This window comes from Ectothiorhodospira lacustris (assembly GCF_022227845.1).
Lineage (GTDB): Bacteria > Pseudomonadota > Gammaproteobacteria > Ectothiorhodospirales > Ectothiorhodospiraceae > Ectothiorhodospira > Ectothiorhodospira lacustris.
In genome coordinates, this window is sequence record NZ_JAJNQN010000006.1 from 95,748 (window position 1) to 121,201 (window position 25,454).

Here is a 25,454-nt window from a genome sequence, read left to right on the forward strand (position 1 = left end):
CACTGAAATTGAACCCTTGCCTCCCATCTCGTAAGCTGGTCCGATGACCACGCCCACTCCCCAAGACCTGTGCCTGGACGGCATCCCCCAGGCGGCCCGGCCGGGCCTGCTCAACCTGGCCGAAGACTACCTGTCCGCCTGTCGCGGCCAGGGCTTGAGTCCCGGTCCCTGGCCCGAGGCCCTGGCCGGGGTCTGGTACTACAGCGACTTCGTCGCCCGCACGGCCATCCGCCACCCGGATCGGTTCCTGGCCCTGCTGGATTCCGGTGATCTGGAGCGGGCCTATGCCGATGGGGACATGCGCCGTCGGGTCCGGGACGCCCTGGAAACGGCCGAGGACGAGGCCGGCCTGATGCGTCTTTTACGTCAGGCGCGCAACCGGGAGATGGTGCGCATCGCCTGGCGGGATCTGACCGGGACGGCGACGCTGGACGAAACCCTGCGTGACCTCTCCACCCTGGCGGACCACCTCATCGACGGAGCCCTCGACTGGCTGCACGCGGACATGGTGCGTCGTCATGGCGAGCCCGGGGATGCCGACGGGCAACCCCAGCGCCTGGTGGTGCTGGGCATGGGCAAGCTGGGGGGGCATGAACTCAATTTCTCCTCCGACATCGACCTCATCTTTGCCTATCCTCGGACCGGCGAAACCGACGGCGAACGTTGCCTGGACAACTCGCAGTTCTTCATCCGTCTGGGGCAGCGGCTCATCAAGGTGCTCAACGAAAAGACCCCCGACGGTTTCGTCTACCGGGTGGACATGCGGCTGCGCCCCTTCGGCGACACCGGCCCCCTGGTGATGAGCTTCGATGCCCTGGAGGATTACTACGAGAGCCACGGCCGGGAATGGGAGCGCTATGCCCTGATCAAGGCCCGCGCCGTGGCCGGGGACCGGGACAGCGCGCAACAGCTGTATGCACTGCTGCGTCCCTTCATCTACCGTCGTTATCTGGATTTCGGCGCCTTCGGCTCTTTGCGGGACATGAAGGCCCTGATCAACCGGGAAGCGGCGCGCAAGGGCAAGGATCAGGACATTAAACTGGGGGAGGGCGGTATTCGGGAAGTGGAGTTCGTCGGCCAGGCCTTCCAGCTCATTCGTGCCGGCCGTGATCCCTCCCTGCAGCTGCGAGGCATCCGTCCCGTGCTGGAGCGGCTGGCGGCGCAGGATCTGATGCCGGCCTATGCGGTGCGTCATCTGCTGGAGGCCTACGACTTCCTGCGTCGCACTGAAAACCGTCTGCAGATGGTGGCGGACCAGCAGACCCATCGCCTGCCTCGCGAAGACGGGGACCGCCTGCGCCTGGCCCTGTCCATGGGTTTTGACGACTGGAACAGCTTTGAAAACACCCTGAGTCGCCACATGCGCCGGGTGCACGGGCAGTTTGAACAGGTTTTCGCCGCCCCCCAGCGGGCCGATGAGGACGGCGAGCAGGCCGCCCAGCCCGAGGCCCAGCGGGATCTGGCGGCTCTCTGGCTGGGTTCCCTGGACCGGGATCGGAGCCTGGCCATTCTGGGGGAGCTGGGCCTGTCCGATCCCGAACGGGCCTTGGCCGGCTTGGAGCATCTGCGCGACAGCAGTGCTTGCCGCAGCCTCACCGCCACCGGGCGCGAGCGGCTGGATCGGCTGATGCCCCTGATGGTGGGGTTGCTCACCGGCCTGGGTGCCTCTGATGTGACGTTGGAGCGCTTGCTGCGGTTGGTGCAGACCATCGCCCGGCGCTCCGTGTATCTCTCCCTGCTGGTGGAAAACCCCCTGGCCCTGTCTCAGCTGGCGCGCCTGTGCGAGGCCAGCCCGTGGATCGCCGACCACCTGACCCGCTACCCTTTGCTGCTGGATGAGCTGCTGGATCCCCGCAGCCTCTATGCGCCGCCCGGCCGCCAGGGCCTGATGGACGCCCTCAACGACGAACTGGTTCAGGTTCCCCAGGATGATCTGGAACAGGTCATGGACCGGCTGCGCATGTTCAAGCAGGTACAGGTCCTCAAGGTGGCCGCTGCCGACATCATGGACGTGTTGCCGGTGATGAAGGTCAGCGACCACCTGACCTGGATCGCCGAAGTGGTGCTGGAACGGGTATTGAGTCTGGTGCTGGAACAACTGGTTGCCAGGCACGGCCGTCCCCGTTGCCTCATCGACGGCGCCCCCTACGAGCCGGGCTTTGCCGTGGTGGGCTACGGCAAGCTGGGCGGACTGGAACTGGGTTACGGTTCGGACCTGGACATCGTGTTCCTGCACGACAGCCGGGGCGAGCGGGCCATGACCGACGGTGAGCGCCCCCTGGACAACAGTGAATTCTTTGCCCGGGTCGGGCAGCGGATACTGCACTTCCTGGGGGTCTTCACCGGGGCGGGGCGGCTTTACGAGGTGGATACCCGGTTGCGGCCCAGCGGTGCATCGGGGCTGCTAGTGACCAGCGTGGCGGCCTTCGAGGACTATCAGCGCCACTCCGCCTGGACCTGGGAGCATCAGGCCCTGGTGCGTGCCCGTCCGGTGGCCGGGGATGCCCGCATCGCCGAGGCCTTCCAGGCCATGCGTGCCCGCGTGTTGCAGCAGCCCCGGGACGAAGCCGCCCTTTGCCGGGAGGTGCGGGAAATGCGGGAGAAGATGTGGAAGGAACATGCCACCCGCGATCCCGCGTGGTTTGACCTCAAGAGAGACCCCGGCGGTATCGCGGACATTGAATTTATGGTGCAATATCTGGTTCTGGCCCATGCTGGCCGGCACCCCCAGCTCACGACCTGGCCCGACAACATCCGCATCCTGGAGTCTCTGATCGAGACCGGTCTGATGTCCAGGGATGACGCCCTGTTCCTGATGGACACCTACCGGAGCTTCAGGGACCGGATCCACGAGCTGACCCTGCAGGAACTGCCCGCCAGGGTGCCGGCCTCGGACTGGGCACGGGAACGTGAGCAGGTGCGCGCCTTCTGGCGGCGCCTGATGACATAACAGCGATCATGAAGGGGCGTGTGCGCCGGGTTCCGCGCCGTCCCATGCCTGACCCGGGAACCCCATATCGAAATTCGAGAGGAAACGTTTCATGCCCACCATGGCCGAACGCGATGGTCTGATCTGGTACGACGGCGAGATGGTGCCCTGGCGCGAGGCCAAGACCCATGTACTCACCCATACCCTTCACTACGGCATGGGGGTATTCGAAGGGGTACGCGCCTACCAGACGGAGCGTGGCACGGCCATCTTCCGGTTGGAAGAGCACACCCGCCGTCTGTTCCGCTCCGCCCACATCCTGGGCATGTCCATCCCCTACACGCCTGCCGAACTCAACGCCGCCCAGGTGGCTGCGGTGCGTGACAACGGTCTCAAGAGCGCCTACCTGCGGCCCATGTGCTTCTTCGGTGCCGAGGGCATGGGACTGCGCGCCGATAACCTCAAGGTTCACGTTATCGTGGCCGCGTGGGAATGGGGCGCCTACCTGGGTGCGGAAAACATGGAGCGGGGCATCCGGGTCAAGACCTCGTCCTACAACCGCCACCATGTCAACGTGACCATGTGCAAGGCCAAGGCCAACGGCAACTACATGAACTCCATGCTGGCTCTGCAGGAAGCCCTGGCCTGCGGCTGTGACGAGGCCCTGTTGTTGGATACCGAAGGCTATGTGGCCGAGGGTAGCGGCGAGAACTTCTTTTTGGTTACCGACGGCGTGATCTATACGCCGGAGCTCACTTCCGCCCTGGACGGCATCACCCGTCGAACCATCATGACCCTGGCCGAGGAATGCGGTATTCCGGTGCGGGAAAAGCGCATCACCCGTGACGAGGTCTATGCAGCCGACGAGGCCTTTTTCACCGGCACGGCGGCGGAAGTCACGCCCATCCGTCAGCTGGATGGCCGCAGTATCGGCCATGGCGGTCGCGGCCCCATCACCGAGAAGCTGCAGACCCTGTACTTCGACGTGGTCAAGGGCCGTCATCCCAAGCATGAGGGCTGGCTGACCTACGTCTAGGGATGTTTCGAATCAGTCATTTCCGCGAATTTTGGATCTGTTATTGAGTTTTGGATCTGTCGTTGAGCTTTGGATCCGTCATTCCCGCAAAAGCGGGAATCCAGCAACGGACTGACAACCCTGGGCTCCCGCTTTCGCGGGAGTGACGGCAAGGGGGCGCGGGAGTGACGGCAGGGGGGGCGGGAGTGACGGCAGGGGCGCGGGAGTGACGGCAGGGGGCGCAAATATGAAATTAATAAATCAATAACAAAAGGTTCCTTCCGCACCGGCAATTCAGCCTTCATGCTTATCCTCATAAGGAGCCCTTATGCCGAATCCACAGACCGCACTGAACCAGGACGCCTATCAGACGGCCAACACCCAGGTCGCCGTCAGCGTTAGCCACCGTGACCTGCCCCTGCACTGTCCCGCGCCGGGCACCGCCCTGTGGGCGTCCCATCCCCGGGTCTACCTGCCGATCCAGGATGCCCAGGACGGGCGCATCGTGTGCCCCTACTGCAGCACGGTCTATACCCTGGAAGACTGATCGGGTGCGCGGCCGGGGATGAGGAGGGAAAGCCGGACTAAGCCTCCGTGCCAAGGTCTTCCCCTTACCCCAACCCCTCTCCCACAAGGGGAGAGGGGCTTGTTTTATCTCCCTTTTCCACTCGGGGGAGAAGGGTTGGGGATGAGGGGGAAAGCCGGCCGTGACTCAATGCCGGGGCCTTCCATTCCCGAAGAGAAAGAAGCACCCTGTTTACAATCCGTTCAACCAAGGCCAGAGATCCACACCAGCCCATGACCCTTACCCACCTGCAACGCCTGGAAGCGGAAAGCATCCACATCATGCGGGAAGTGGCCGCCGAGGCCGATAACCCGGTGATGCTCTATTCCGTCGGCAAGGACAGCGCCGTGATGCTGCACCTGGCCATGAAGGCTTTTCATCCGTCCGTGCCGCCGTTCCCCCTGTTGCACGTGGACACCCGCTGGAAGTTCCGCGAGATGTACGCCTTCCGCGACCGCATGGTCCGGGAACTGGGGCTGGATCTGCTGGTGCATATCAACCCCGATGGCGTGGAGAAGGACATTAACCCCTTCACCCACGGTTCCGCTATCCACACCGACATCATGAAGACCGAGGCCCTCAAACAGGCCCTGAATCACTACGGTTTCGACGTGGCCTTCGGCGGCGCTCGGCGCGATGAGGAAAAATCCCGGGCCAAGGAGCGGGTGTTCTCCTTCCGTACCGCCCAGCATCGCTGGGACCCGAAGAACCAGCGCCCGGAGTTGTGGAAGCTCTTCAACACCCGCAAACTCCCCGGTGAGTCCATCCGCGTCTTCCCCCTGTCCAACTGGACCGAACTGGATATCTGGCAGTACATCCACCTGGAGAACATCCCCATCGTGCCCCTCTACTATGCGGCCATGCGCCCGGTGGTGGAACGCAACGGCACCCTGATCATGGTGGATGACGACCGCATGCCCCTGAACCCGGGCGAGACCCCCATGCTGCGCAGCGTGCGCTTCCGTACCCTGGGCTGCTATCCCCTCACCGGGGCCGTGGAATCCACCGCCGACACCCTGCCGGCCATCATCCAGGAGATGTTGCTCACCCGCACCTCTGAGCGCCAGGGCCGGGTCATCGACCACGACAGCGCCGCCTCCATGGAAAAAAAGAAGCAGGAGGGTTACTTCTGATGGCTCACGTCTCCGATCTGATTGCCAGCGACATCGAGCAATACCTGCACGTCCACCAGCACAAGGGCCTGCTGCGTTTCATCACCTGCGGCAGCGTGGACGACGGCAAGAGCACCCTCATCGGGCGCCTGCTGTATGAATCCCATATGCTGTTCGAGGACCACATGACCGCCCTGCAGGCCGACTCCCGCCGCTGGGGCACCCAGGGAGAAGAGATTGACTTCGCCTTGCTGGTGGATGGGCTGGCGGCCGAGCGGGAGCAGGGCATCACCATCGACGTGGCCTACCGTTTCTTCTCCACCGAGCGGCGCAAGTTCATCGTTGCCGACACCCCGGGGCACGAACAGTACACCCGCAACATGGTCACCGGTGCCTCCACCGCCGATGCCGCCATCCTGATGGTGGACGCCCGCAAGGGCATTCTCACCCAGACCCGGCGCCACAGCTATCTGGTGTCCCTGCTGGGGATCCGCGCCATCGTGGTGGCCGTCAACAAGATGGACCTGGTGGACTATTCCGAGCAGGTCTATCGCCGCATCCGCGATGATTACGAGGCCTTCGCCCGACAGATCGGCGTGGAGGCAGTGACCTTCATCCCGGTCTCCGCCTTCAAGGGCGACAACATCGTCAGCCCCAGCCCTCACATGGACTGGTATCGTGGCCCCACCCTCATGGGCTATCTGGAGACGGTGGAGATCGACGAGGACCGCATGCAGGCGGCGCCTTTTCGCCTGCCGGTACAGTGGGTCAACCGTCCCAACCTGGATTTTCGCGGCTATGCCGGCACCCTGGCCGGCGGTGTGGTGCGTCCCGGTGACCGCATCCGGGTCCAGCCCTCGGGGAAGGAGAGCACCGTGGCCCGCATCGTCACCCGGGACGGCGACCTGGAGCAGGCGGTGGCCGGTCAGTCCGTGACCCTCACCCTTGCCGACGAGATCGACATTTCCCGGGGTGACATGATCTCCGCCGCCCGGGAACCGGCGGGCACGGCCGACCAGTTCGAGACCACCCTGATCTGGATGCACGACGAGCCCCTGCTGCCGGGCCGCCAGTACCTGCTCAAACTGGGCGCCCGCACCGTGACCGCCTCCGTCACCGCCATCAAGTATCAGGTGAACGTGAACACCCTGGAACACACGGCGGCGAAGAAACTGGAACTCAACGCCATCGGGGTCTGCAACATCAGCCTGGACCGGCCGGTGGCCTTCGACCCGTACACGGACAACCGGGACACCGGCGGCTTCATCCTGATCGATCGTCTGAGCAACAACACCGTGGCGGCGGGCCTGATCCACTTTGCCCTGCGCCGTTCCCAGAACATCCATCTGCAGCCGGTGGATATCAATCAGGAGGCCCATGCCCGGCTCAAGGGCCAGCGGCCCTGCGTGCTCTGGTTCACCGGCCTGTCGGGGGCGGGCAAGTCCACCATCGCCAACCTGGTGGAAAAGAAGCTGCACGCGGAAGGGCGCCACACCTATCTGCTGGACGGGGACAACGTGCGCCACGGCCTGAACAAGGACCTGGGCTTTACCGATGCGGACCGGGTGGAGAACATCCGCCGGGTGGGCGAGGTGGCCCGTCTGATGGTGGACGCGGGCCTGATCGTACTCACCGCCTTCATCTCGCCCTTCCGGTCCGAACGGCAGATGGCGAGGGAACTGCTCAATGAGGGTGAGTTCCTGGAAATCTTCGTGGATACTCCCCTGGAAGCGGCGGAGGCCCGGGACCCCAAGGGGCTTTATCGCAAGGCCCGGCGGGGTGAACTGAAGAATTTCACCGGCATCGATTCGCCCTACGAGGCCCCCGAAGCACCGGAGGTCCATGTGGATACCACCCGCATGACCCCGGAAGACGCGGCGGAACTGATCGTGGAGCATATTCGCAACGCGGGCTATCTGGCGCCGTGAAGTCCGGTTTCCCTCCTGCTTTCCCGTGGAGAAGCGGTCTGTTTCACCCTTCTCCCACGGCGAGGCGGAGGGCTGTTGAGCCGTCTGGATACCACCATGTCCGCGTCACCCGTAGACCGCCTTTCCCATCTCTTTGAAAAACGGCGCCTGTGGGTCTTTACCGCCCTGTTCGCCCTCTTCACCTTGGCCGGGGCCGGGCTGGTCTACCTCCACTTCGACGACACACCCGTACAGTTGGATCCCCGGCTGTTTTCCCCGCGGACCCTGGCCTTTTGCGCACTTCTGCTGTTGCTCTACTTTGTGGCCGATGGCCTGCGGCTCTATTTCACCGTCCGCGCCCTGGGCTACCGGCCGGGGCTGGGGTGCATGACCCGCCTGGTGTTCGTGAACCTCTTTGTCTCCAACATCACGCCTCTGGCCACGGGCGGGGGCTTTGTCCAGGTGTTGTACCTGCAGCAGGCGGGCATGCCCCTGGGCACCGCCACCGCCGCCACCACCATCCGCACCACCCTGGCCATGGTGATGATCTTTGCAGCGGTTCCTCTGGTCCTGATGGCCGTCCCCGCGGTGGCCGACAAGGTGGCCTGGAGTGCTTCGCTGGCCCTCTCTCTGGGAGTGTTCATCGCCCTCTACCTGGGTTTCCTGTGGGTTTGCATTTTCCATACCGGACTGCTGGTTCGTCCCCTGGATGCCCTGCTGGGTCTGCTGGCGGCCAATGGTCTCATCCAACCGGCCAGGCAACGGCGCCGGCACTACCGGATGCGCCGTGAACTGATCCGTCTGCGTCATGGTTTCCGGGGTTTCCTGGCGGGGGGGCACCGTTTCCCGATGCTGGCGGTGCTCAGCACCCTGGCCTTCCTGGTGGTGCTGTTTTCTTTTCCCGCCATCCTGCTCCATGGTCTGGGCTACGAAGTGGGCTATCTGCAAGTGCTGGCCATCCAGGTGGTGACCACGTTCATCAGCTACTTCGCCCCCACGCCGGGGGCGTCGGGGATCGCCGAAGGCAGTTTCGGGCACTTCTTCTCCGGACTGGTGACGGGGGGGCACCTGCTGCTGGTGGTCCTGGCCTGGCGCTTTCTCACCATCTATCTGGGCATGGTCGTCGGGTTGATCATCCTTCACCGGGATCTGTTGCATTTGTTTCGCAAGGACTTCCAGCCCCGTGCACCCACGTAAGCGCAGCCTTCGCATCGTCTTTTTCATCGTCCTGTGCCTGCTCATCTTGCTGGTGGGCTACAAGCTCTACCTGAGCTTTTTCAAGGCCGGTTTCGAGGCCCTGCACGTGGAGCAACTGGAACGTATCGAAACCACCTTGGCAGGTCGGGAGTCCTTCAGCTTCGCTGTGGTGGGGAACATCAACAACTCCATCGGCCTGTTCGAGCGCCGCATGATCCCCGTGCTCAACCGTTCCGATCTGCAGTTCATGATCTCGGCGGGCAATGCGGTCAGCGGCGGCGGGGAAGATAACTACCAGGCCATTTACGGCACCCTGGGACGGCTGCAGATCCCCTATCTGCTCACCTTCGGTGAGACCGAACACAGCGAGTTCGGCAGTTTCCGCTTCTACGACTACTTCGGCCCCTACTTCTTCTCTTTTTCCGTGGGCGAGGCCGGTTTCATCTTCCTGGACGTGACCGGCAAGACTCCCCATGCCTGGCAGCGGCGCTGGCTGGAAGGGGAACTGGAGAGCCTGTCACGGAATGCCCGGCACCTGTTCGTCTTCCTGGGTGAGCCCATTTTGCCCGAGCAGATCATGCACGACCCCGACGCCTTCCGTCTCTCCGAACAGCCGGCGTTCAGGGCGGACCTGTTGCGCCTGTTCGAGCACTACGGGGTGGATGCGGTGTTTTCGGCTTCGCTGCCCATCTATGACCGCCGGTTCCGTGATGGCTCCCAGTTCGTGGTGACCGGGGGCGGCGGCGGCCTGCTGTCCGGCGACGAAGGCAGCTATCACCACTTCGTGCGGGTGGATGTGGGTCCCGAAGGGGTGGGCATCAGGGTGGTCCCGGTGGACCCGGTGCAGAACCGGGTCCTGCGCCTGCTGGAAAACCTCTGGTTCATCGTCTATTCCCTCTTCTACGTAGGCTATGTCAATTTCCTGCTGCTGGTGTGCGTGGTGATCCTGGTGGCGATCCGGCTCTACCGGGCCATCTTCGTGGAGAAGAACTACTACCGGGATTTCGAGTTGGACGACGTGCCGCCGTCCAGCCGTCCCCTGCGGGTGATGATGTTCACCAACAACTATCTGCCCTTCATCGGCGGGGTGCCCATCTCCATTCAGCGACTGGTGGACGGCCTGACCCGGGGCGGTGCCCAGGTGCGTGTGGTGGCTCCCTGCTACGGGGAGGGGCGAGAGACGGACCCTCGCGTGCTGCGGGTGTCGACGTGGCTGGCCTGGGGGGAGGGCGGGTCGTTCCGGCTGGCCAATCCCCTGTCTCTCCGCTTGTTCCGTGAGGCGAGGGCCTTCAGGCCGGACATCATCCATGTTCATCATCCCTTCTGGCTGGGATCCCTGGGCCTGTGGCTGGGACGCAGGCTGAAGGTGCCCGTGGTCTACACCTACCATACCCGTCTGGAGCATTTCGCCCACTATGTGCCGGTGCCGGGGTTGCTGTTCAGGAACCTCATTTCCCACTATCTGGTGGAACGGTTCGGCAGCAAGTGCGACGGCGTGATCGTGCCCACCCTGTCCACGGAAGAATATCTGCACGTGATCGGGGTGCGTTCACAGATTCTGGTGAAGCCCACCGGCGTGGACGTGAAGGCCTTGCAGACGGTGGACAAAGACCGGGTGGACCGGCTGCGCCGCCGCCATGCCCCGGCGGATGAATTGTTGCTGGTGACCGTGTCCCGCCTGAGCAAGGAGAAGAACATCGATTTCCTGCTCCAGGGGGTGGCCTGGGTGCGCCGCCATACGGCGGTGGCCTTTAGCCTCCTGATCATCGGTGAAGGACCCGAGCGGGGCCATCTGGAGCAGCGCTGCCGGGAACTGGCCCTGTCGGGCACCGTGACCTTGGTGGGGGCCGTGCCCCCCGACGCGGTGACCGATTACTACCATCTGGCCGACGTCTTCGTCTTTGCCTCCCAGGCGGAGACCCAGGGCATGGTGATCCTGGAGGCCATGGCCGCCGGTCTGCCGGTGGTGGCGGTGCGCTCCAGCGGGATCGACGACGTGGTGCAGAACGACATCAACGGCTATAAGACCGGAGAGCATCCCGCCGAGTGGGGCGAGCGACTGCAGACGGTGTTGGAGGATGCGGTGCTGCGGGCCCGGCTATCGGCCCAGGCCCGTCGGTTTGCCCGCCAGTACGACATGGGCCGCGTCAGTGAGGACGTTGCCCTGTTCTATCGGCGCCTGATCATGCTGGCGGAGCGCCGGCGCAATGCGGCCTGAGGGGGAGGAGGGAATGCTTTATTCAGCCATCGAACCGGTAGCCGAACATCTCGATATCCTCCCGGTAGTGCTCGGCCACCATCCGGGCCGTCTCGTCGGTGTAGTAGCGACGGAAGTCGTCCCGCCCCTCCGCCTTGCGTCGGTGGGGCAGGGCGACCCGGGGGATGCCGATGCGGTCGCAGATGGTGTCGAAATCCTCCTGCAGGGACTCGTAATGGCCGATGAAGTCCACGATCCGGTTACCCCGCAGATCCACCACATAATCCCGCTGCAGTTCCCGTGACGTATCCAGCAGGTAGTTCCAGGGTCGTTCCGGGTCGAACTTCAGCCTGACGAACTGCTCGAAGGTCTCCACCCCTTCCAGGACATGGGGCCGTTCCTTGCGGATATGAAAGAACGAGCTTACCTGCAGGTCCCAGGGATTGCGCACGAACACGAACTTGAACAGCCCGTCATAGAGTTCCGCCGGCAGCATCTCCCGGGCGGCGATGGCCTTGGCATGGCGGGGAAACTTGGTGCCGATGCGATGCCCGGACACCTGGTCCAGCTTGTTGGCGAGGAACATGGGCACGCCCCAGGGACCCTGGTAGCGGTATTTCGACAGGGCCGCCCGCACGCTGGTGCCGCCCGTCTTGGCGATGTGGACGAACAGGAAGTTGTGTTTCAGGGACAGGAGCATGGGGAATGAAAGTCCTGGATTGGATCTGAAATTGTGAAAAGGTCCGTTGCCGTTGCCGTTGCCGTTGCCGTTGCCGTTGCCGTTGCCGTTGCCGCTGCCGCCACTGCCGCTGCCGCCACTGCCGCTGCCGCTTCCCCTGCTGTTACTGCCGCTTCCCTTGCCGTCACTCCTGCTTCTTCCTCTGCCGTCACTCCCGCGAACGCGGGAGCCCAGAATTCAAAATCGTCAGTCTCTCACTGGATTCCCGCTTTCGCGGGAATGACGGGTAATCCGGGAATGATGGGTAATCCGGTTCAGGACATTCCCGGTTCACCCCGGGACTGCAACGGATAAACCTTCTGAGCGAACAGGATATTCTATGCCCAAAGGGATGAAGAAGTAACCAACAGGGTCCATCAGAAGGCACCTGCCACGACATTGACCCGTTTGCGCGACGCCCCCATCATGGACCTCGGGGTGCGGACAGATGCTCCGGGCCAAGGATACCTCCCATGGCCCTGGCCCAAGGCGATCTTGAGTAGCTTGAACCGTTATCCTGCCTCTATTTTGAGGCCTGATGATGCAAACCATCGTGGTGCGCTAACCCATCCTGATGTCCATGCCAGCCTCTGCAGCCCCATGGGGAAAACTCACCGGCGTATGCCTGCCTGTGGGCATGATAGCCATTTCCCTGCTGTTGGCCGCCTTTGGCAGCCTGGAGGCGCTGAGCTATGAGAGGGGATTGCTCCTCCATGAGCCGTGGCGACTGGCCACCGCTCACCTGACCCATCTTGGCATGGCGCATCTGGCGATGAATGCAGTCGGGCTGATGCTGATCTGGATGCTGTTGGGAGATGCGATGCCGGTGGGCCGCTGGTTGCTGACTGTTGTCCTCAGCGCCGCGGGGATCAACCTGGGGCTCTGGCTGCTATCCCCTGACATCACATGGTATGTGGGGCTCTCCGGTGTCCTGCACGGCATGTGGGCGGCAGCGGCGTGGACCCGGGCGCGAGCACGGCCCTGGTCCGGTTATGTCCTGCTGTCAGTGCTGATTCTCAAGCTGGCTGTAGAACAGTGTTCCCCGGGCGCCGGCGCGACGGCCATGCCGATGGGTGGGGAAGTGGTGATCGAGGCCCACCTTTACGGCGCCTTGGCGGGCCTGTTAGCGGGCCTTTTCCCGTCAAAGGGAAAAGGCCCGAGATGGCCGGATCCGCCCGGTGTTATCGGGCGCTGAACACCCAGCGATCCCCATTTTCCCATTCCAGTACCAGACGGTCTGCTTCCACATGGTATCGGGACACCCGTTGCAGGGCGGCCAGATAGCGCGGCTCCAGGTTGCGATGGGCTGGATCATCGATGACACAGCGGGCACGGGTGCTGCGAGACGGTCCGATGCTGAGCTGCTGCCCGTCGATCCTGACCGCCCCGTGCCATCGGTTGCAGGCTACCTGTCCGTGGGCGGTCTCGTCCTCTGCGGTCAGGATCAGGGTGAAGGGAGCGATCCGTGCATCGGGCTGCCAGCGCAGGGCCTGCTCTTCCACCATGCTCAATTGCCACTGGTTGAACAGGGGATTTGTCTGCATGGACCCGGATTCCTTCTGGTGGGCGGCACAGCCGCTCACCAGAAGGAGGGCCATGACCATGGTCGGGAATATTGATGCGCGCATCATGACATCCATGATCTCCTTCTGCCGCCGGAGGCCCCTGCCGACAGCAGGGCCTTGCCCAGTACCAGCAGCACCAGCAGACCGATCACAACCGGTGACATGGCCCCGCCACCGCCCCGGGATGATCCCTCATCTTCCTGGGTGTAGAAGGTGATCCAGTCGCTGAAACGGGAGACACGGGTATAGACACCGGGATAGTACGGCTTGGCGCAGCCTTCTCCCCAACTGGTCACCCCTGCCAGCAGGTAACTGGTGCCATCGCTTGAACGGACCGCCAGAGGGCCGCCGCTGTCACCCTGACAGGTATCCCTGCCGCCGCCCTGGTAACCGGCACAGAACATGTTGTCGGTGATGTCCCCATCCATGTACTGCATGTCCGTCATGCAACTGGCATTGTCCAGAATGGGTACCAGTGCCTTTTGCAGGAGGGTGGGAAAGATGCGGATGAATTCCGAGCCTTCCTGCCGTTCCCCCGTGGAGCCCCAACCACTGATCAGACCCAGAGTGGCGGGCGCCGCCACAATCCTTTCGTTGGCGGGGGTCACCAGGTCAATGGGCAGGCAGGCGGGGCATGTCACCGGCTCTTCGACAAAAAGGAGGGCAATATCGTTATCGTTGCCGGCTGGATCATAATCCGGGTGAATGATCAGGCGCGCCACATTCCTGATGATGGCGGCATCGGCGTGAAGGAGGTCATTGATTCCCGCCACGATAGAAAGGTCTTGCGGAAACGGGATATCGAAAAGGGTGCCTTCGTCGGTGTAGTTATCGAAACAATGGGCGGCAGAGACGATCCACTGGGGTGTGATCAGGGTGCCGCCACATTGGGTCTGGGCGAAGAGATCCCTGGCCTCCTCGGGGCCCCTGACCACCCCGATCTGCCAGGGAATCTCGCCGCTTCTGACTGCCTCGCCACCGATGATTCTGGAACCGGGCTGCCCCGCCGAAACCGAAGCCACCCAGCCCGTCAATGCGACGGCCAAGAGCATTGGTAGCCACCATCCTGCATTGCCGCATTGCCTGAATATGAGGTTTTTCAACTGTCGTTTTCTCCGCCGTCACTCCCGCGAAAGCGGGAGCCCAGAATTCAAAATTGTCAGTCTATCACTGGATTCCCGCTTTCGCGGGAATGACGGGTAATCCCGCGGCTCAGGACATGCTCAGGCCCCGTCCCAGGACCCACCCCCATGACCGCCAGATAGCGCTCGGCACTTACCCGTGCCCGATATTCCGCCACCGCCGCCCGGATCTCATCGGCCGGCAACGGCGCCTCCAGCGTCCTGACCATGGCATCCTCCAGGGCGGCCACATCCCCCACCGGCACCAGCGGCCCGTATCGCCCGTCCCGCAGGATCTCCCGTGGTCCGCTGCGACAGTCCGTGGACACCACCGGCAGCCCCAGTGCCATGGCCTCGGTGAGGGCATTGGGAGAACCTTCCCAGGCCGACGACAGCACGAACAGGCGCGCCCGGCTCAGCCAGGCATAGGGGTTGGGGGCAAAACCGGGCATCAGCACCCGGTCTGCCACACCCAGTGAGCGGGCCAGGGCCGTCAGGGCTTCCCGATCCCCGCCTTCCCCCAGGATGATCAACCGCGCTGGCCGCCGCCCCCGCACCCCGGCAAAGGCCCGCAGCAGGGTGGGAAAGTCTTTTTGCCGGGTGAGTCGCCCCATGCCGATGATCACCGGATCACCTCCATCCTCTAGCCAGGGATGAGGGGCGGGCTCGGCGGCCAGGGTTTCCAGGTCGGGGGTGATCACCGGGTTGCGCACCACATGCACCTTCTCTTCGGGCAGGCCGGTGATCCCGCGCACATCATCGGCCACCCCCCGGGACACCGCGATGATGCCGTCCGCCAGGGGATAGAGCCGACGCATGGGGCGGTAACGCATCCACTTTCGCAATCCCGAACGCGCCTCCAGTGCCTCCGACAGGGTGGTACCCAGGCGGATAAAGACGCGAGTGTCCACGCCGGCCAGCCGTCGGGCCTTGAGCGCCGCCCGACCGGCCCGATCCTTGGCGGCCAACAGCAGGACCGGGCGGTGTTCCCGTAAGTAGCGGGCCAGGGGTGCGATGCTCAGGGCGCTGTGGCGGGTGCCCAGGCGGATGATGTTGACGGTCTCCGGCAGCGCCTGCAGATGCCGGCTTTCCTCGCGGATCAGTACCAGATCAATGGACAGGCCCATGCCCGTCAGTTCCCGGACCAGGTTCAGCACCATGCGTTCGACGCCGCCCTCGCCGGAGAGGGAGATGAGAATGGCCAGATGAGGTGAGGAGAGATCGCGTTTCACAGTCCCATGGCCTCCCGGTACGCCCTGGCGCTATCGGCGACCCGATATCGGGTCACCGCACTTTTCAGGGTCCGCGGGTCTGCGGGATGATCCAGGCAATGACCAATGCTCGTTGCCATGGCCTGTGCATCCCCCACGTCCACCAGTCTGCCGAGGCGTCCTCCGTCCAACACCTCCCGGGGACCGCTGGGGCAATCGGTGGATACCACCGGGATGCCCAGGGCCATGGCCTCGATCAGTGCCACCGGCATGCCTTCCCAGCGGGAGGCATGGGCAAAGACCCTCGCCCGGCTTAGGCAGGCATACGGATTGCCCACGAACCCGGGCAGACTCACCCGGTCGGCGATGCCCAGATCTCGGCCCAGAGCTTCCAGAGTAGGCCTTTCCCGGCCCTCGCCCAGAATCATCAGCCGGGCCGGGCGCTGTTTCAGCACCAGGGCAAAGGCCCGCAGCAGGGTGGCGTAATCCTTGCGTCGGGACAACTCTCCGATGGCCACCACCCAGGGATCGTCACCGTCCATGTCCACGGGCAGGGCGGTCGGATCGGCGGCCAGCGATTCCAGATCGTCACGGATGATGGGGCTGGGCACCACCTGCAGGCGGGTGATTCGCTGACCTGAAATCTGTCGCAGATCCTCTGCGCAACCGTGAGAGGGGACCAGCACCCCGTCGGCCCGGGGATACAGATGACGGATAGAGAGCCGTTGCCGCCATCGTTCCAGTGGCTTGCGATCCGCCAGATTGACGGAGACGGTCGTGCCCACCCGCACATATACCCGGGTATCCACGCCCGCCAGGGCACGGGCCAGGATGGCGGTACGATTGACCCGGTCCTTGTCGGTGAGCAGCACCAAAGGCTGGTGCCGCCGCAGATAGCCCACCAGGGCCGGCAGGGACGTGCTCACATGGGCGCGGCCCAGGGGCACGATCCGCAGGCCCAGCGGGGGATCAGGCAGGTGGGGACCATGACCCTCAAGGGTGAGCAGATCCACCGACAGCCCCTGATCCACCAGGGCCGGCAGCAGGTTGCCCATGATGCGGTCAACCCCACTGTGGCCGGAGGTGGCGAGGAATACCGCCAATTTTCGGGATGGGGAGCCCGGGATCATCGTCTGATTCCCCGCAGTTTGGCCTTGAGTATGTCCAGAATGTATAAGCTGGTGGCTTTGGGTAGTGCCATGTACCACCAGTGTCGTTTCCAGCAATGGCATTTTTGTTCGTCAATTGGGATACGGGCGTGAAGGGCAAAGCGAAGGTACTGAATATGGAGACGGAACAGTTGCTTTGGTAAATGATGCTCTTTGTGTAAAGTGATTTCTTCCTGGTAATACAGCGTGAATCCTTGGGGATTGCGAAAACGATAATTGAATCTGTTTGCGCTGATGCCATCCGGCGCATGGCGGTTGATCTGTACTGGAGTGTTACTGAAGCGAATCATGTATTCATGAGCCATACGGCGCAATATAAGAGTCGGGCGCATATGACGCTCGCCGGGAAATCTGGGATAGGGATATTTTCTGAGCACCTCAATCCTCAGTGCTTCCCTGCGCTCACCATTCATGCGGCAATGACGGAATATATCCAGATAATTTGAATCCATGAAATCTTTCGGATAGGGGTCCCCGGATAATCTGCCCTCTTCATTCAGGCAGATTCCCGCGACACCCGCAAATTTTTCCCGAATGTCCTGTGGGATATTTTTCCAGTATTTCCAGAGCTGCTTCAGGGCATCAGGTAATAGGGAATCGTCGGAATCGAGAGTGATGAAAAGCTTTCCACGCGCCAGCTTTAGAGCATGGTTATGAGCGGCATGCTTGCCCTGGTTTTCTTGCCATGCGTAGGTGATGGGGAAGGGGGCAGTTACCTGCCAGGTTTTCACCAAGTCCATGGTGTTATCTTGGGATCCGTCATCAATGATGATGACTTCAAGATTATTGTAGGTTGAGTCCTGAATGCTTTTTAAAGTCCTTGCCAAAGTGTGGGCGCGATTATAGGTTGGTATGAATATGCTGAAGTCGGGTTGAGTTTTTATTGAGGCCATATTATAGGTCTTTGGCAGATGCGGCTCTAGGCATTATCTGAAAAGTAAGATCGGAAGCAACGGGTAATGCAGACGAGACAGATTGCGGTGCTGAGACTCCTGGTGAGCTTGGGGCATCGGGTCTCACACACCGAATCTCTTTCAAGCAGGCGATGGCTCTTGTCGTACACCGACTTACCATTGTGGACTCCTGTGATCACATCCACATGCTGGATCGGGTCCAGGTGGTTGCCCATAGCCACTGGGATCAATTGTCCCGGTCGTGTCAGAATTCCCAGAAGCTGGGCCAGTGGCGCAGGAACTTGGAAACCCGGCATCACATGCGCTAGCGAAACACCTTCGCTCAGCTCTCTTGCAGGCATTCGCGCAAGAGTGTTTCGATCTGTTTCTGGAGGTGAACTGGCATCATATCCAGTGACTGAACACAAAGCGATGTGACCCTCTCATTCCTACGACAGCGTTCGATGCGTTGTAGGATTTCATCCTCGTCGTGGTGAGCATGGATGTACTCCCAGTCATTCGGCCCCTTTGTGGCCCGGTCTTGCAAAAACCCGGCATTGGCCAGCAAAGCCGCCGGGAAGAACACCTCCCTGCAGCGAAATCGATGGACGATGTTCCTCTCCATACGACCGTCATGCTCGATCACGTCCCGAGTAAAACCCAGAACGAACGGGTAGGGTGCATGTGCGAGCATGAACATGCGCTTCCTACCAAGGATGGACTGTTCTCCACGCACACCCACATAGCCATCACGCTTTGGTGTATTGGTGATCCAGCGTAGAAGTTGGAGCAGTTTCTTGACCGTGTAGCGTTCCTGAAACCGCCCCCGCCATCGCACACCGTTGTCGTCGAAATAGTCTTGCTCCCGGGTTGGTCGCAACAGGAATATATCGTCGTTAAAATAGAGATAACGCTCGGACAATTCGGGTATGCGATGGAGCATCGTCTCGATGGTCGTTGAATTGAATGTGGGCAGAACCTGTTCATGCCCGGCAAAGATGGTCTTGTGATCGACCAGTACCACGTTGTAGTGCCGGGCCTCATCTTCCGTGAGCCATTTGGGGCGCTGATCATCCGTGACAAGGAAGATCCGCCGGATCCACGGGGCATTTCGACGGATCAGGCGGATGCAGTAATACAGCTCGAACCGGGAGTCCCACCGGGTATTCGCCGTGCCGGGGTGGGGTTGCGCTTCGTGCCCCTCCATCTCCGTCAGCCACCACTCCCGTTTTGCGCGATGCGCCGGGTCCGCCCCATCCACCCAGGTGATGACCGCGTCCACCATCAGACGGCACCCTCATGGCCTGGCCACTCCGATCGGGTCTTCGGATAGGGGATACTTCGGGGCGGAAGCTTCAGCCTGAGGCCGCGTCTTGCCTGCAGGCCCGCGGGAAGTCGGGAGAGCCACTGTGTCATTCCGGTTCCTTGCCGGTCGATGTGATGATGCCTCGGTATTCATGGGGCAGCAATTGTTCCAGATAGGCCTTGGCGATCCTGTCGCTGCGGTAGGCCTTGGCTGCCGCTTGCAGGACGTCGGTAGCGGTCGGTGTGTCCAGGGCGTGGACCATGGCCGTTGCCAGGGCGGTCGGATCGTTCACGGGGACCAGAGGGCCCAGGCGGCCTTCCTCAAGGATTTCGCGTGGACCGTGAGGGCAGTCGGTGGCCACCACCGGGGTGCCGCAGGCCATGGCTTCCACCAGTACGTTGCCGAAGCCTTCCCAATTGGAGCTGAGCACCAACAGTTTTGCCCTGGCCATGTAGGCATAAGGGTTGTGGGTATTGCCCGGGAGCTTGATGTCGGCCCGTGCGGGCGAGGCCTGGATGCGCCGAGTCAGGGCGTCACGTTCACTGCCCTCGCCCATTATCAGCAGGCGACAGGGGCGTTGCCGGCAGACCTGTTCGAAGGCTTCGATCAGGGTGATGAACCCTTTCTGGGGTTCCAGACGTCCCACCGCAAGTATGACCATCGGCCCGCCGTCGTCGAGCCAAGGTTCCGGGGCGTCGGCGTGTGCCATGTTCGCCAGGGACGGAGTGACGACTGGGTTGTAGATGACCTGGATGCTGGACCGCGCCAGCCCGGTGAGTTCGGCAAGGTCATCGGCGACCCCGCGCGAGACGGCGATGATGGCATCGGTCCGGACGTAGTGGGTGGCGATGCGCCGTATGCGCCGATCTCGTTTGTGAGTGGGCAAGTGGTTGAAGGTGCGGGAATAGGTGTTGTGGACGTTGACGGCAATCCGGCAGGGGTGGCCGGAGAGGCGTCTGGCCCGCAGGCTCAGTACCGTGAGCCGGGTATTGGGGGTGAGGATGGCGTCGGGACGGTGCCGCCCGAGGTATCGGGCCAGCGCGGGAACTCCCAGCAAGGCATGGGTGGTGGGCAGGGTGTCGATACTGGCGTATTGCCCGATTTGCTTCAGATAGGGGCCTTCCGACCTTTCCAGCAGGATCCGGCAGTGGATGCCCATGTCGTTGAAGGCGCTGGCCAGATTCAACAGGTTGCGCCCGATGCCGCCGTTCAGGTCGGTGGAGAACAAGGTAACTGTAGATGTCTGGGGATGCATGCAAGGAGGGGGTTGCGAAGCCGGTGGCCATTATAGTCCGTGTCCGCTGACAGGGGGCAAGGTGGGAAATCCTGATGCGTTATCTTTACCGTGCCTGCAACTTGTGCATTCATGTCCGAAACCGGACCCGATATTTTTACCCGATTTGTGACTGCACTCCATGAGTGAGGCATTCCTCCCCTCGAATATCCACCACTTGCCTTCGCTCCCTGGAAAACTCAAACCCCCACCAAGTGAATGAGTTTGCCCTGGCCCCGGTACTTATCCCCGTAGCCCCGGTCCCTGAGTTGTTACAGGGCCTTGCCCTCAGGCCCTGTTCTACCACCTTGAACTCGAACAGCCAGATGTAGCCGTTGAAGTCCACGCTCATCTCCATTTGCCTGAGTCTGTTTGCCATGGGACATGTTCAAAAAGCGTGGGTGGTTGGCCTTGGGGCGGGTTTTTTCCGTCACTTTCGCGTATGCGGAAGCCGGGGGAATGGTCCGGTGACTGGATTCCCGCTTTCGCGGGAATGACGAGACGTCATTCAAACGGTGGGACGTCATTCAAATGACGCGACGTAATCCACTGGAATAGTGTGTTCAGAGTGCCTGTGAGGATCGTAGCACAACCCCCGTCCCCCCTTGTCCGGCACGCCGCTCTGGGAAAACACGGTCCTTGCGGCTGGGGTAAAATGCCGTCGCTCCCATTTCGGAATCTTCGATGCAGTCCCTGCTGATCATTCGTCTCTCCGCCATCGGCGACGTGGTAATGGCTTCGCCGTTGCCGGCCGTGTTCCGCGCCGCCTGGCCCGATGTGCGCATCACCTGGCTGGTGGAGCCCCAGGTGGCGGGATTGGTGTCCCGGCATCCCCAGGTGGATCGGGTGGTGGTCTGGCCCAAGGCTCAGTGGCGCTCCCTGTTCCGCCGCTTGCGGTGGATCCGTCTGGGGCGGGAGGTGATCCGGTTTGTCCGGGAACTGCGGGCCGAGCCTTACGATATGGCGGTGGATCTGCAGGGGCTTTTGAAAAGCGGTCTGCTCACCCGCCTGTCGGGGGCGCGGGAGCGGGTGGGACTGGGGTCCCGGGAGGGCAGCGGGGTGTTCATGACCCGGGTGGTGCCCCGAGGCGGCGACCCCCGCCGTATCGGTTCGGAATACCGGTATCTGGCCCAGGCGCTGGGGCTTGAGCCGGGTGCCTTCTTCATGCAGGTGGGGCTGCGCCCGGAGGATGAGGCCGTGGGCCGCCGGGTGGCCGAGGCCCAGGGCACTCGGGGTTATGTGGTGGGCTGTCCGTTCACCACCCGGCCTCAGAAACACTGGGTGGAGGCCGCCTGGGCACGGTTGGCCCTGCGCATTCACGGGGAACGGGGACAGCCCATGGTGTTGTTGGGTGGTCCCGATGACCGGGAGGCCGCCGACCGGATTCAGGCCCTGGCCGGCGCGGCGGTGGACAACCGGGTGGGGCAGACCTCCCTGACCCAGGCAGCGGCCGTGATCCGCAGGGCCGGGCTGCTGGTGGGGGTGGACACGGGGCTGACCCACATGGGACCGGCCTTCGACGTCCCCACGGTGGCCCTGTTCGGATCCACCTGTCCCTACCTGGACACCGGGCGGGACAACACCGTGGTGATCTACCACGACCTGCCCTGCGCCCCCTGCCGACGCAATCCCACTTGCGACGGGCGTTTTGATTGCCTGAAGGGCATCTCGGTGGACGAGGTCATGGCTCAGGTGGAGCGGTTGCTGCCCGCAATGCCGATCAAGGAGCCGTCCTGATGCGTATTCTGCATGTGGAGACCGGTCGTCATCTGTATGGCGGCGCGCTGCAGGTCCGTTACCTGCTGGAAGGGCTGTCGGCCCGGGGCGTCGCCAACGTGCTGGTGTGCCCTTCGGGGGCGGCCATTGCCGAGGCCTCGGCGGTGTTTTGCGAGGCGGTCCATGAGGTGCCCATGGGGGGGGATCTGGATCTGGGCTTTGTGGGTCGCTTGAAGCGCGTGATCCGGGAGACCCGGCCGGATCTGGTGCATCTGCACAGTCGTCGCGGCGCGGACGTGCTGGGGGGGATCGCGGCCCGGCGGGTCGGGGTGCCGGTGGTGCTGTCCCGGCGGGTGGATAACCCGGAGCCGGCCCTGTGGGCGCGATTGAAGTACCGTCTGTTCGACCGGGTCATCACCATCTCGGAAGCGATCCGGCAAGTGCTGCTGGCGGAAGGCGTGCCCCCTGAACGGGTAGTTTGCGTGCCCAGCGCGGTGGATATGAATGCCTGGCAGGGGACGTGCGATCGGGAAGGGTTTCAGGCTGCCTGCGGCCTTGCGCCCGGTGAGCGGGCGGTGGGGGTGATTGCCCAGTTGATTACCCGCAAGGGGCATCGTCATCTGTTGACGGCGGCGCCGGCGATCCTGGCGGCCCATCCCGAGGTGCGGCTGCTGTTCTTCGGTCAGGGGCCGCTGGAAGCGCAGCTCAGGGCGCGGATTGAGGACATGGGACTGACGGGACGGGTGCGTCTGATGGGGTTCCGGGATGACCTGGAGCGGATCCTGCCCTGCCTGGATCTGGTGGTGCATCCGGCGGACATGGAGGGGCTGGGGGTTTCCCTGCTGCAGGCCGCCGCCGCGGGGGTGCCCCTGGTGGGGACCCGGGTGGGCGGCGTGCCCGAGATCATCGGCGATGACGAGGCCGGTGTGCTGGTGCCGCCGGGGGATGCCCCGGCCCTGTCGCGGGCGGTGATTGATCTGCTGGGTGATCGGTCGGCCCTGCGGCGTCTGGGGGAGGCCGGTCGCCGTCGGGTGGCGGCGCGGTTCTCCGTGGAGGCCATGGTGGCCGGGAATCTGGCGGTCTATCAGGGACTGGTGCATGGATAAAGGCGCAATGGGAGAACCACACCGGCACTGGGGTCTCTGGCTGCTGCTGGGGTTGGGGGTCTATTTCACCCTCCATGTGATCATCCGTGCCACCGGGTCCGCGGTGCTGGAACTGGACGAGGCCGAGCAGGTCATCGTGACCCAGTGGTGGCTGGCCGGGTATTCCGGGCAGCCACCCCTCTATGCCTGGCTGCAGGCCGCGGCGTTCCGGGTGTTGGGCATGGACCTGTGGGCCCTGAGCCTGGTCAAAAACACCCTACTTTTCCTCACCTGGCTGTTCGTGTTCCTCTCCGCCCGGCGTCTGTTGGGCGATGTCCGACTGGCGGTGCTGGCCACCTTGTCCTTGTTCCTGGTTCCCCAGGTGGCCTGGGAATCCCAGCGGGATCTGACCCATTCGGTGATGGTGACCACGGTGGCGGCCGCGTCCTTTTACGCGATGCTGCGCTGGCTGGACCGGCCCCATGTGGGGCATTACCTGCTGATCGGCCTGCTGTTCGGGCTGGGGGTGCTGTCTAAGTACAATTTTCTGGTGTTCGCCGCCGCCGCCGGACTGACCCTGCTGAGCTGTGCCCGAGGACGGTCCCTGTTGCTGCATCCGCGCATCCTGTGGAGTGCCCTGGTGGCGTTGCTGGTGGTCCTGCCCCACGCCCTGTGGGTATGGCACAGCCGGGATCTGGGCACTCAGTCCCTGGATAAGCTGGATTTCGGGGGGGGACTCTGGCCCTGGTCCGGGCTGGGTTCCCTGGTGCCGGCGGTGCTGGGCTTCCTGGCATTGCTGCTGCTGGTCATGGGCGCGGTATTCCGGCGGGATTTTTTCCGTGCCCTGTTCAAACGCCGGGGCGGTCCGGCGGCTTTTCCCATCCACCGCTACCTCTGGATCCTGTTGGGCCTGCTGGTGCTGATGGCCCTGCTGGGGGTGTCCCACTTCAAGGACCGCTGGATGCTGCCCCTGCTGCTGGTCTTTCCCCTGTTCGTGTTCGCCATGATGGGCACGGCGGCGCTGACGCCCGCCCGGGTGCGGGCGTATCTGTCGGTCTGTCTGCTGGTGCCCGTGCTGGTGCTGGTGGTGATGGCTTGGCGGGTGCAGACCTGGCCGGTGCTGGAGTCCCAGCATCGGCATGTCTACCCCTTTGACGAGCGGGTGAGCGAGATCCGGGATCTGGGCTTCAGCCAGGGTCTGATCGTGGGAGATCGGGCCTTTGTGGCGGGCAATCTGCGTTTTCGCCTGCCCCGGAGTCAGGCCGTGATCCCGGGGGTGAATCCCGGCGGGCTGCGGTGCCGACCCGGTGATGATCTGCTGGTGGCCTGGGACGCGGACCGACAGCGACAGATCCCCGGTCGGCTTGGGGACTGGCTCACGGCGGAACTGGGCCTGTCCACCGGGGGCCTGATGCCCCGGTGGCTGGAATCCGGTGCGGGGGCAGGCCCGGTGATGGGCGTGGTGGTGCTGCCGGGGGCGCTGAAGGGGGATTGCCGGGTGAATCAATAGTATTTCGGTAATCCCCAGCCGCGCTTGTACTTGAAGCGTCGGTGGGTCCAGAAATACTGTTCCGGCGCTACCCGGATGGCCGCCTCGATGACGGCGTTGATGCGTCGGGCGTCCTGGGCCGGATCCTCTCCGGGGAAGTCTTCAAGGGGCGCGCCGATCACCAGCCGATAACCTTGACGGCCGGGCAGGCGATAGCCGAAGAAGGGGATGACCGGGGCGCCGCTGATCTTCGCCAGGCGGGCGGTGGCCGGATTGGTGGCGGCGGGGACACCGAAGAAGGGGACAATCACCGCGTTGCCGTTCTTGAAGGCCTGGTCCGGGGCGTACCACAGGGCCTGGCCCTGCTTCAGGGCGCGGATGGCGTCCCGGACCTGGTCGCGGCGGATGGCCCGCAGATAATGGGTCTGCCGGTTCTGCCGGAAGCAGTGTTCCATCACCGGATTTTCGTGGGGGCGGTACATGACGGCAAAGTCCTGATGGGCGCAGAGCAGGCGTCCCGCCAGTTCCAGGGTGGTGAAGTGGGCCGACAGCAGCAGTGCCCCCTTGCCTTTTGCCAGTGTCCGTTGCAGGTGTTCCAGTCCCTCGATCCGGGCCAGCCCCTCAAGCGCCCGGTCGCTGCCCCACCAGCTCAGGGGCGTCTCGAAGATGCCCGCGCCCATGGCACGAAAATGGGCCTTGACCAGGGCCTTTTGCGTCGCCGGGTCCAGGTCGGGAAAACATAGCCCGACATTGACCTCGGCGATCCGCCGCCGACGCCGGGCCAGCGGGTAGAGCAGGGCGCCCAGGGCCTCGCCGGTCCGGATCTGCCAGCGCCAGGGCAGCACCCGGACCAAGGTGCGGAACAGGGCCACGCCCAGCCACATGGGCCAGTGGACAGGGTGGTACAGGCGAGAGGGGGACTGTTTTCGGGCCATGGGGATGTTTGCGGAGAGCGGGCTGCGGATTGTAGCAAATGGCTCCGCGTC

At 63.3% G+C, this 25,454-nt stretch carries 20 protein-coding genes and 1 pseudogene; 11 read left to right on the forward strand and 10 right to left on the reverse strand.

Going from position 1 to position 25,454, the window contains the following annotated elements:
- Positions 1 to 43 precede the first annotated feature (43 nt).
- From glnE to LQ956_RS15055, 7 genes are all read left to right on the forward strand, one after another.
- Positions 44 to 2,950: a bifunctional [glutamate--ammonia ligase]-adenylyl-L-tyrosine phosphorylase/[glutamate--ammonia-ligase] adenylyltransferase gene (glnE, locus tag LQ956_RS06445; RefSeq protein WP_238622994.1), complete on the forward strand. Its 2,907-nt coding sequence runs from the start codon at positions 44 to 46 to the stop codon at positions 2,948 to 2,950.
- Between the two features lie 91 nt (positions 2,951 to 3,041).
- Positions 3,042 to 3,965 (forward strand): branched-chain amino acid transaminase, encoded by a 924-nt coding sequence (locus LQ956_RS06450; RefSeq protein ID WP_238622995.1) that lies wholly within the window; start codon positions 3,042 to 3,044, stop codon positions 3,963 to 3,965.
- 307 nt (positions 3,966 to 4,272) lie between these two features.
- Positions 4,273 to 4,491, forward strand: a complete 219-nt coding sequence (locus tag LQ956_RS06455) for a zinc-finger domain-containing protein (RefSeq protein WP_238622996.1) — start codon at positions 4,273 to 4,275, stop codon at positions 4,489 to 4,491.
- 215 nt (positions 4,492 to 4,706) lie between these two features.
- Positions 4,707 to 5,642 (forward strand): sulfate adenylyltransferase subunit CysD, encoded by a 936-nt coding sequence (gene cysD / locus LQ956_RS06460; RefSeq protein WP_347402084.1) that lies wholly within the window; start codon positions 4,707 to 4,709, stop codon positions 5,640 to 5,642.
- Positions 5,642 to 7,549: a sulfate adenylyltransferase subunit CysN gene (gene cysN / locus LQ956_RS06465; RefSeq protein ID WP_238622998.1), complete on the forward strand. Its 1,908-nt coding sequence runs from the start codon at positions 5,642 to 5,644 to the stop codon at positions 7,547 to 7,549. Before cysD ends, cysN begins: the two co-directional genes overlap by 1 nt.
- 96 nt (positions 7,550 to 7,645) lie before the next feature.
- A complete protein-coding gene (locus LQ956_RS06470; RefSeq protein ID WP_238622999.1) occupies positions 7,646 to 8,725 on the forward strand; it encodes a lysylphosphatidylglycerol synthase transmembrane domain-containing protein in 1,080 nt (359 codons plus the stop codon).
- On the forward strand, positions 8,712 to 10,943 hold the full coding sequence (locus tag LQ956_RS15055) for a glycosyltransferase (RefSeq protein ID WP_238629426.1): 2,232 nt from the start codon (positions 8,712 to 8,714) through the stop codon (positions 10,941 to 10,943). The genes LQ956_RS06470 and LQ956_RS15055 overlap by 14 nt, the downstream gene beginning before the upstream one ends.
- A 22-nt stretch (positions 10,944 to 10,965) precedes the next feature.
- Here the strand turns inward: LQ956_RS15055 and LQ956_RS06480 are convergent, their stop codons facing one another.
- Complete coding sequence (locus LQ956_RS06480; protein ID WP_238623001.1) at positions 10,966 to 11,622, reverse strand: sulfotransferase family 2 domain-containing protein; 657 nt, start codon at positions 11,620 to 11,622, stop codon at positions 10,966 to 10,968.
- Positions 11,623 to 12,277: 655 nt separating this feature from the next.
- Here LQ956_RS06480 and rrtA point away from each other — a divergent pair.
- Entirely contained in the window at positions 12,278 to 12,835 is a 558-nt protein-coding gene (rrtA, locus tag LQ956_RS06485) for a rhombosortase (protein ID WP_238629427.1), read from the forward strand.
- Here the strand turns inward: rrtA and LQ956_RS06490 are convergent.
- The 8 genes and pseudogenes from LQ956_RS06490 to LQ956_RS06525 form a co-directional block, all read right to left on the reverse strand.
- A complete protein-coding gene (locus LQ956_RS06490) occupies positions 12,822 to 13,184 on the reverse strand; it encodes an META domain-containing protein (protein WP_238629428.1) in 363 nt (120 codons plus the stop codon). The two genes, rrtA and LQ956_RS06490, sit on opposite strands and share 14 nt — an antisense overlap.
- A gap of 83 nt (positions 13,185 to 13,267) precedes the next feature.
- Complete coding sequence (locus tag LQ956_RS06495) at positions 13,268 to 14,257, reverse strand: S1 family serine peptidase (RefSeq protein ID WP_238629429.1); 990 nt, start codon at positions 14,255 to 14,257, stop codon at positions 13,268 to 13,270.
- Positions 14,258 to 14,364: 107 nt separating this feature from the next.
- Positions 14,365 to 15,558 carry a glycosyltransferase gene (locus LQ956_RS06500; RefSeq protein WP_238629430.1) on the reverse strand — a complete coding sequence of 398 codons (1,194 nt, stop codon included), beginning with the start codon at positions 15,556 to 15,558 and terminating at the stop codon, positions 14,365 to 14,367.
- On the reverse strand, positions 15,555 to 16,667 hold the full coding sequence (locus LQ956_RS06505) for a glycosyltransferase (protein ID WP_238629431.1): 1,113 nt from the start codon (positions 16,665 to 16,667) through the stop codon (positions 15,555 to 15,557). Before LQ956_RS06505 ends, LQ956_RS06500 begins: the two co-directional genes overlap by 4 nt.
- Positions 16,664 to 17,599, reverse strand: a complete 936-nt coding sequence (locus LQ956_RS06510) for a glycosyltransferase family 2 protein (protein WP_238629432.1) — start codon at positions 17,597 to 17,599, stop codon at positions 16,664 to 16,666. The genes LQ956_RS06505 and LQ956_RS06510 overlap by 4 nt, the downstream gene beginning before the upstream one ends.
- A 343-nt stretch (positions 17,600 to 17,942) precedes the next feature.
- Positions 17,943 to 18,884: a stealth family protein gene (locus LQ956_RS06515; protein WP_238629433.1), complete on the reverse strand. Its 942-nt coding sequence runs from the start codon at positions 18,882 to 18,884 to the stop codon at positions 17,943 to 17,945.
- A 127-nt stretch (positions 18,885 to 19,011) separates the two neighbouring features.
- The gene (locus LQ956_RS06520; RefSeq protein WP_238629434.1) at positions 19,012 to 20,133 is read right to left on the reverse strand and encodes a glycosyltransferase; all 1,122 of its coding nucleotides are present in this window, start codon (positions 20,131 to 20,133) and stop codon (positions 19,012 to 19,014) included.
- Between the two features lie 163 nt (positions 20,134 to 20,296).
- Positions 20,297 to 20,530 (reverse strand): annotated as a pseudogene (locus LQ956_RS06525) (PD-(D/E)XK nuclease domain-containing protein); the annotation flags it as partial.
- Positions 20,531 to 20,862: 332 nt separating this feature from the next.
- On the opposite strand from LQ956_RS06525, the gene LQ956_RS06530 reads away from it, so the two are divergent.
- Genes LQ956_RS06530 through LQ956_RS06540 form a run of 3 tightly spaced genes read left to right on the forward strand, consistent with a single transcriptional unit; the run spans position 20,863 to position 24,489 of the window.
- Positions 20,863 to 21,915, forward strand: a complete 1,053-nt coding sequence (locus LQ956_RS06530; RefSeq protein ID WP_238629435.1) for a glycosyltransferase family 9 protein — start codon at positions 20,863 to 20,865, stop codon at positions 21,913 to 21,915.
- The gene (locus LQ956_RS06535; protein ID WP_238629436.1) at positions 21,915 to 23,000 is read left to right on the forward strand and encodes a glycosyltransferase family 4 protein; all 1,086 of its coding nucleotides are present in this window, start codon (positions 21,915 to 21,917) and stop codon (positions 22,998 to 23,000) included. The genes LQ956_RS06530 and LQ956_RS06535 overlap by 1 nt, the downstream gene beginning before the upstream one ends.
- Positions 22,993 to 24,489, forward strand: coding sequence for an ArnT family glycosyltransferase (locus LQ956_RS06540; RefSeq protein WP_238622078.1), 1,497 nt, complete (start codon positions 22,993 to 22,995; stop codon positions 24,487 to 24,489). Before LQ956_RS06535 ends, LQ956_RS06540 begins: the two co-directional genes overlap by 8 nt.
- On the opposite strand, the gene lpxL is transcribed toward LQ956_RS06540, so the two are convergent.
- Positions 24,483 to 25,403, reverse strand: coding sequence for an LpxL/LpxP family Kdo(2)-lipid IV(A) lauroyl/palmitoleoyl acyltransferase (lpxL, locus tag LQ956_RS06545; protein WP_238622077.1), 921 nt, complete (start codon positions 25,401 to 25,403; stop codon positions 24,483 to 24,485). The two genes, LQ956_RS06540 and lpxL, sit on opposite strands and share 7 nt — an antisense overlap.
- Positions 25,404 to 25,454 lie beyond the last annotated feature (51 nt).